This is a genomic window from Polaromonas sp. (assembly GCF_036676035.1).
GTDB lineage: Bacteria > Pseudomonadota > Gammaproteobacteria > Burkholderiales > Burkholderiaceae_C > Polaromonas.
This window is the reverse complement of sequence record NZ_JAKFDR010000106.1, coordinates 1-5,858: the sequence shown is the minus strand read 5'-3', so window position 1 is coordinate 5,858 and position 5,858 is coordinate 1. Positions and strand designations below refer to the sequence as shown.

At 63.7% G+C, this 5,858-nt stretch carries 5 protein-coding genes; 3 read left to right on the top strand and 2 right to left on the bottom strand.

The features are described from left to right. Window positions 1–316 precede the first annotated feature (316 nt). Complete coding sequence (gene zwf, locus V6M61_RS15565) at window positions 317–1,786, bottom strand: glucose-6-phosphate dehydrogenase (protein WP_332777491.1); 1,470 nt, start codon at window positions 1,784–1,786, stop codon at window positions 317–319. A gap of 112 nt (window positions 1,787–1,898) precedes the next feature. Between zwf and tal the strand changes: the two genes are divergently transcribed. The 3 genes from tal (at window position 1,899) to V6M61_RS15550 (ending at window position 5,124) form a co-directional block, all read left to right on the top strand. After that, entirely contained in the window at window positions 1,899–2,846 is a 948-nt protein-coding gene (gene tal, locus V6M61_RS15560) for a transaldolase (RefSeq protein WP_332777490.1), read from the top strand. A gap of 92 nt (window positions 2,847–2,938) precedes the next feature. Beyond that, window positions 2,939–4,504, top strand: a complete 1,566-nt coding sequence (pgi, locus tag V6M61_RS15555) for a glucose-6-phosphate isomerase (RefSeq protein WP_332777489.1) — start codon at window positions 2,939–2,941, stop codon at window positions 4,502–4,504. Next, window positions 4,501–5,124, top strand: coding sequence for an HAD-IA family hydrolase (locus V6M61_RS15550; RefSeq protein WP_332777488.1), 624 nt, complete (start codon window positions 4,501–4,503; stop codon window positions 5,122–5,124). The genes pgi and V6M61_RS15550 overlap by 4 nt, the downstream gene beginning before the upstream one ends. Before the next feature lie 163 nt (window positions 5,125–5,287). Here the strand turns inward: V6M61_RS15550 and V6M61_RS15545 are convergent. Continuing rightward, the coding region (locus V6M61_RS15545; RefSeq protein ID WP_332777487.1) for a TCP-1/cpn60 chaperonin family protein at window positions 5,288–5,858 on the bottom strand (571 nt) is incomplete at its 5' end.

Sequence of the window (5,858 nt, the reverse complement as noted above, 5' to 3'; positions counted from 1 at the left end):
ACTTCGTGTAACTCCCTGCCCCCCGAGGGGGCCGCCCCGCCTGCGGCCCGGCAAAGCCGGTTCCGCGGCTCGGACTGGTGTTTTGAGGGCCAGCGACTTGCAACGTGCAGAGCGCCACACGCAGCAAGCTTTCGTAGGGATGCATACGGCAAGCCGGGGCCGCGGGACTGGCTTAGCCAGACCGCAGGCGCAGCGGCCCCCTCGGGGCTGACGTCCGCGGCTCCAAGCCTGCCTGCGCAGGCTTGGACGGACGGAAGAGCCGCCGCGTCTCGCGGCGGCACGTCCAGCGCAGTACGCGAAGCGACAAGCGTGGGGGTCAAGACTCTTCGCTCCAGCAGTTGTTGTCACGCGCAATCATCGCGCTTGAAGCACTCGGCCCCCAGGTGCCCGCCGCATAGGGGCGTGGCCCCGCCGGGTCGCTGCTCCAGGCGTCCAGGATGGGCTCCACCCAGCGCCAGGCTTCTTCCTGTTCGTCGCTGCGCACAAACAGGTTCAGGCGCCCGTCGATCACGTCGAGCAGCAGGCGCTCGTAGGCGCCTACGCGTTCGGAGCCAAAGCGCTTGTCGAAGTCCAGGTCCAGCTGCACCGGTGCCAGCGAGGGCTTGCCCCGGCCGTTGCGCTGGTCTGCGCCCTGCGCCAGCAGGTGCAGTTCCAACCCGTCTTTGGGCTGGAGATTGATGACGAGCCGGTTGGTGCCGTTCAGGTTTGCCAGCGGCGACTTGAAGATGGCATGCGGTGTCGGGCGGAAGTTGACCTCGATGTGCGCGTCGCGCGCCGCCAGGCGCTTGCCGGTGCGTATGTAAAAAGGCACGCCGGCCCAGCGCCAGTTGGCAATTTCGGTGCGCAGCGCCACAAAGGTTTCGGTGCGGCTGCCGAAGGCCACGCCTTGCTCCTGTGCGTAGCCCGGCACCGGCTCGCCGCCAATCGTGCCGGCGCTGTACTGGCCGCGAATCACGTGCTGGCTCAGCGTTTCGGGTGTCCAGGCCTTGAGTGATCGCAGCACCTTGAGTTTTTCATCGCGTATGGCATCGGCATGGGCGTTGATGGGCGGCTCCATGCCGATCGCGCAGAGCAATTGCAGCGCGTGGTTTTGCACCATGTCACGCAAGGCGCCGGTGCTGTCGTAGAACGAGCCGCGCTTTTCAACGCCCAGGTCTTCGGCAATGGTGATCTGGATGTTGGCAATCGTCTCGCGCCGCCACAGCGGCTCGAACAGCGAATTGCCAAAGCGCAGGGCAAACAGGTTTTGCACCGACGGTTTGCCCAGGTAATGGTCGATGCGAAAGATCTGCTTTTCGGTCAGCACACTGCGCACGGTCTCGTTGATGGCGCGGTTCGAGGCCAGGTCATGGCCCAGCGGTTTTTCCAGCACCACGCGTGTTTGCGGGCCGTTCAGGCCTGCAGCGGCGATCTGCTCGCACACCGTGGTGAACAGGGCCGGCGCGGTGGCCACGTACATCACCACGGTATCGGCCGGGCGCTGCTGCAGCTTGGCCGCCAGCAGGGCATAGTCGGTGGGGTTGGACAAATCCATGCGCAGAAAGCTCAGCAGCGCGGCAAAGCGCGAAAACTCTTCTTCGCTGGGGCGCTTGGCCAGTTCCACGTCGTCAAAACGCGATTTGATCAGGGCCCGGAACTGCTCGTCCGACAGGTCGTCGCGGGCAACGCCCACAATGCGCCCCCCGGCCGGCAGCGAGCCATGGCGAAAGGCTTGAAACAGGGCCGGCATCAATTTGCGCCAGACGAGGTCGCCTGTGCCGCCAAACAAAATCAGGTCAAAACTCATGGTTAAAATTTGTCGATGTAATAAAGTTTCATATTCTAGAGGCATAATGGTAACTCGACCAGCCCCTGTGGTGGACGCGCTGAAACTGAAACCTTGAAGACCCACTTTGACCATGAATCAACTTGAATCCCTCAAACAATTCACCACGGTGGTGGCCGACACCGGTGATTTCAGGCAGCTGGCGCAGTTCAGGCCGCAGGACGCCACGACCAACCCGTCGTTGATCCTCAAGGCGGTGCAAAAGGCCGACTATGCGCCGCTGCTCAAGGACACGGTGGCCAAATTCCGCGGCAGGCCGGTCGACGAGATCATGGACCGGCTGCTGGTGCGCTTTGGCGCCGAGATCCTGTCCATCATCCCGGGGCGCGTGTCGACCGAGGTGGATGCGCGCTTGAGTTTCGACACGGTCGGCAGCATCACCCGGGCCGAGCGCATCATCGAGCTGTACCAGGCCGAGGGCATTCATATCGACCGCGTGCTGATCAAGGTCGCTTCCACCTGGGAAGGGATTGAAGCCGCCGCCAGGCTGGAGCAGCGCGGCATCCACACCAACCTCACGCTGCTGTTTTCGTTTGCCCAGGCGGTGGCTTGCGGGCAGGCCAAGGTGCAGCTGATCTCGCCCTTTGTGGGCCGCATTTACGACTGGTATAAAAAATCGGCCGGCACCAGCTGGGACGAAGCCGCGAACGCGGGCGCCAACGACCCCGGTGTGAAGTCGGTGCGCCAGATCTACAACCATTTCAAGCACTTCGGCATTGCCACCGAGATCATGGGCGCGAGCTTTCGCAACGTGGGCCAGATCACGGCGCTGGCCGGCTGCGACCTGCTCACCCTCAGCCCCGAATTGCTGGCGCAACTGGCCGCCAGCGAAGCGCCGCTGCCACGCGCGCTGGATGCCAACGCCGCGAAGTCACTGGATTTGCCGGCGGTGAATTTCGACGAAGCGGGTTTCCGCTACGCGCTCAACGAAGACGCGATGGCTACCGAGAAACTGGCCGAGGGCATACGCGCCTTTGCCGCCGACGCCGTCAAGCTTGAACAGCTGATGTTGGCCGCATGAGCGCCGCTGGGCCGTCCCAAGGCGCGAAGGCCCCCTCGGGGGGCAGCGCAGCACACGAAGTGGCAAGCGTGGGGGCATACGCTAGCGGGCCCATGAACTACCGCCCGCGCTGCGACCAGACCTCGGCCTGGGCGGCACTGCAGGCTCACTTCAAGGCCGGCCAACCGGTACTGCGTGATGCTTTTGCGGCCGATCCGAAACGCTTTGCCAGCTTCAGCCAGCAAGCCCCCCACGTGTTTGCCGACCTGTCCAAAAACCTGATCGATGCCGGCAGCCAGGCCCTGCTGTTTGACCTGGCGCGGCAATGCGGGCTGGAGCAGCACCGCGACGCCATGTTTGCGGGCGAACTCATCAACAGCACGGAACAGCGCGCCGTGATGCATTGGCTGTTGCGAAATCCGGCTTCAGCCCTTGATAAACATGCGCCAGATGCTATTAAAAACGTAGCAAATGAGTTGACCGAGGTGCACGCCACGCTGGAGGCGATGCTGGCCTATGCGGAGCAGGTGCGCGCTGACGAAGCCATCACGGACATCGTCAACATCGGCATCGGCGGCTCGGACCTGGGGCCGCAGATGGCGGTGCTGGCGCTCGAGGCCTTCGCGGCTCCTGGCAAGCGCCTTCACTTTGTCTCCAACGTGGATGGCGACGAGCTGGCCGGCGTGCTCAAGCGGTGCAAACCCCGGAACACGCTGTTTCTGATCGCCTCCAAAACCTTCACCACCACCGAGACCATGACCAACGCGCAGTCGGCCAGGCGCTGGTTTGAAGCCAACGGCGGCCAGGACATCGCGCGGCATTTTGCGGCCCTGACGACGAATGTGGCCGTTGCCGGCGAGTTCGGGATCAGCACGACCTTCGGCTTCTGGGACTGGGTCGGCGGGCGTTACTCCCTGTGGTCTGCCATTGGCCTGCCCATCGCCATCGCCATCGGCGCCGCAGGTTTTCGCGATTTTCTGGCGGGCGCCCATGCCATGGACGAGCACTTTCGCACCGCGCCCCTTGAAAGCAATCTGCCGGTGCGGCTGGGCCTGCTCGATGTCTGGTACCGCAACTTTCACGGCTTCACCAGTCGCAGCATCGCGCCTTACAGCAGCGCCTTGCGCCGCCTGCCCGCCTACCTGCAGCAACTGGAGATGGAAAGCAATGGCAAGCGCGTCGACGCGCAAGGCAATACGCTGCCGTTTGCCACCTCGCCCGTGCTGTGGGGCGAGCCCGGCACCAACGGCCAGCACGCCTATTTCCAGATGCTGCACCAGGGCACGGATGTGGTGCCGGTCGAGCTCGTTGCCGTGAAAAAGCCTGCGCATGACTTGCCCGCACACCACGGCAAGCTGCTGGCCAACGCGCTGGCGCAGGCACAGGCCTTGATGCTGGGCCAAAGCGACGCCGGCGGGCACCGGCATTTCCCGGGCAACCGGCCCAGCACGTTTTTGCTGCTCGATGAACTGACCCCCACCAGCCTGGGCGCCCTGATCGCGCTGCAGGAGCACCGCGTGTTTGTCAGCGGCGCCCTGTGGGGCATCAACAGCTTTGACCAGTGGGGCGTGGAACTGGGCAAGGTGCTGGCCAAGGACATCGAGCCCCGGCTGGCCAGTGGCAACACGGCGGGGCTGGACGGCTCGACCGCCGGTCTGCTCGGCAAGCTGCGTGCATGAACCTTGTTTTTGACTTTGGCGCGGTGCTGTTCACCTGGCAGCCGGCTGCGCTGCTGTCCGAGCATTTTCCCGAACTTGCAGCCACGCCGGAGCAGGCCGGCGACATGGCGCGGGCCATTTTTTCCCACGACGATTGGCAATCATTTGATCGGGGTACGCTGGAAATCGATGCGGTGATTGACCGCACGGCCACACGGCTGGCCCTGCCGCGCGACAGCCTTCAGGCCCTGATGGCGCCCATCGGCGAACGCCTGCAACCCATAGCGGCCAACGTGGCGCTGCTCGGGCGTCTGCGGGAACGCCGTGAGCGGCACGGCGATGTGCGGCTGTATTTCCTCTCCAACATGCCCGAGCCCTTCGCCCGCACGCTGGAGCAGCGCCATGACTTCCTGCAGTGGTTTGACGGCGGCATCTTCTCGGGCGACGTGAAGCTGGCCAAGCCCGACCCTGCGATTTTCCAGTTGCTGGCGAGCCGCTATCAGCTGGAGCAAGCCAGGACGCTGTTCATCGATGATGCGCTGGTCAATGTGAACGCCGCCGCTGCCTTGGGCTGGCAAACCATCCACTGCCAGCAGCCGGAGCTTCTGGTCTCGCAGTTCTCAGGTAAAACACAGCTCTAGCTCTCGCCAAATATGTGCAGACAGCTATCAAAATAATAGTGAAAATCTGCAACTGCGAACCGCAGCTGCCATGAAAAAAGGGCCGCAATGCTTTCGCACTGCGGCCCTTTTGAATGTGAGCGTGGACTGGAGGCGAGGCTCCTCGCCCCACGCTCCAGGGGCTTTACATGTCCATGCCGCCCATGCCACCCATACCGCCCATGCCGCCAGGCATGCCGCCGCCAGCGCCAGACTCTTCTTTCGGAGCCTCGGCCACCATGGCTTCGGTCGTCAGCATCAGGGATGCGACGGACGCAGCGTTTTGCAGCGCGGTGCGGGTCACTTTCGTCGGGTCCAGAATACCCATTTCGATCATGTCGCCATAGGTGTCGTTGGCTGCGTTGAAGCCGTAGTTGCCTTTGCCGGCGAGCACGGCATTGACCACCACAGAGGCTTCGCCGCCAGCGTTGTACACAATCTCGCGCAGAGGCGCTTCGATGGCGCGCAGCACCAGCTTGATGCCGGCGTCCTGGTCAGCGTTGTCACCCTTGATGGTGCCAGCAGCCTGCTTGGCGCGCAGCAGGGCCACGCCGCCACCAGCCACAATGCCTTCTTCCACCGCAGCGCGGGTTGCGTGCAGGGCGTCTTCGACGCGGGCTTTCTTTTCTTTCATTTCGACTTCGGTGGCAGCGCCAACCTTGATCACGGCAACACCGCCGGCCAGCTTGGCCACGCGCTCTTGCAGTTTTTCACGG

Coding starts and splice junctions, on each gene's coding strand:
- zwf (WP_332777491.1), bottom strand. CDS start 1,786: ATGAGTTTTGACCTGATTTTGTTTGGCGGCACAGGCGACCTCGTCTGG.
- tal (WP_332777490.1), top strand. CDS start 1,899: ATGAATCAACTTGAATCCCTCAAACAATTCACCACGGTGGTGGCCGAC.
- pgi (WP_332777489.1), top strand. CDS start 2,939: ATGAACTACCGCCCGCGCTGCGACCAGACCTCGGCCTGGGCGGCACTG.
- V6M61_RS15550 (WP_332777488.1), top strand. CDS start 4,501: ATGAACCTTGTTTTTGACTTTGGCGCGGTGCTGTTCACCTGGCAGCCG.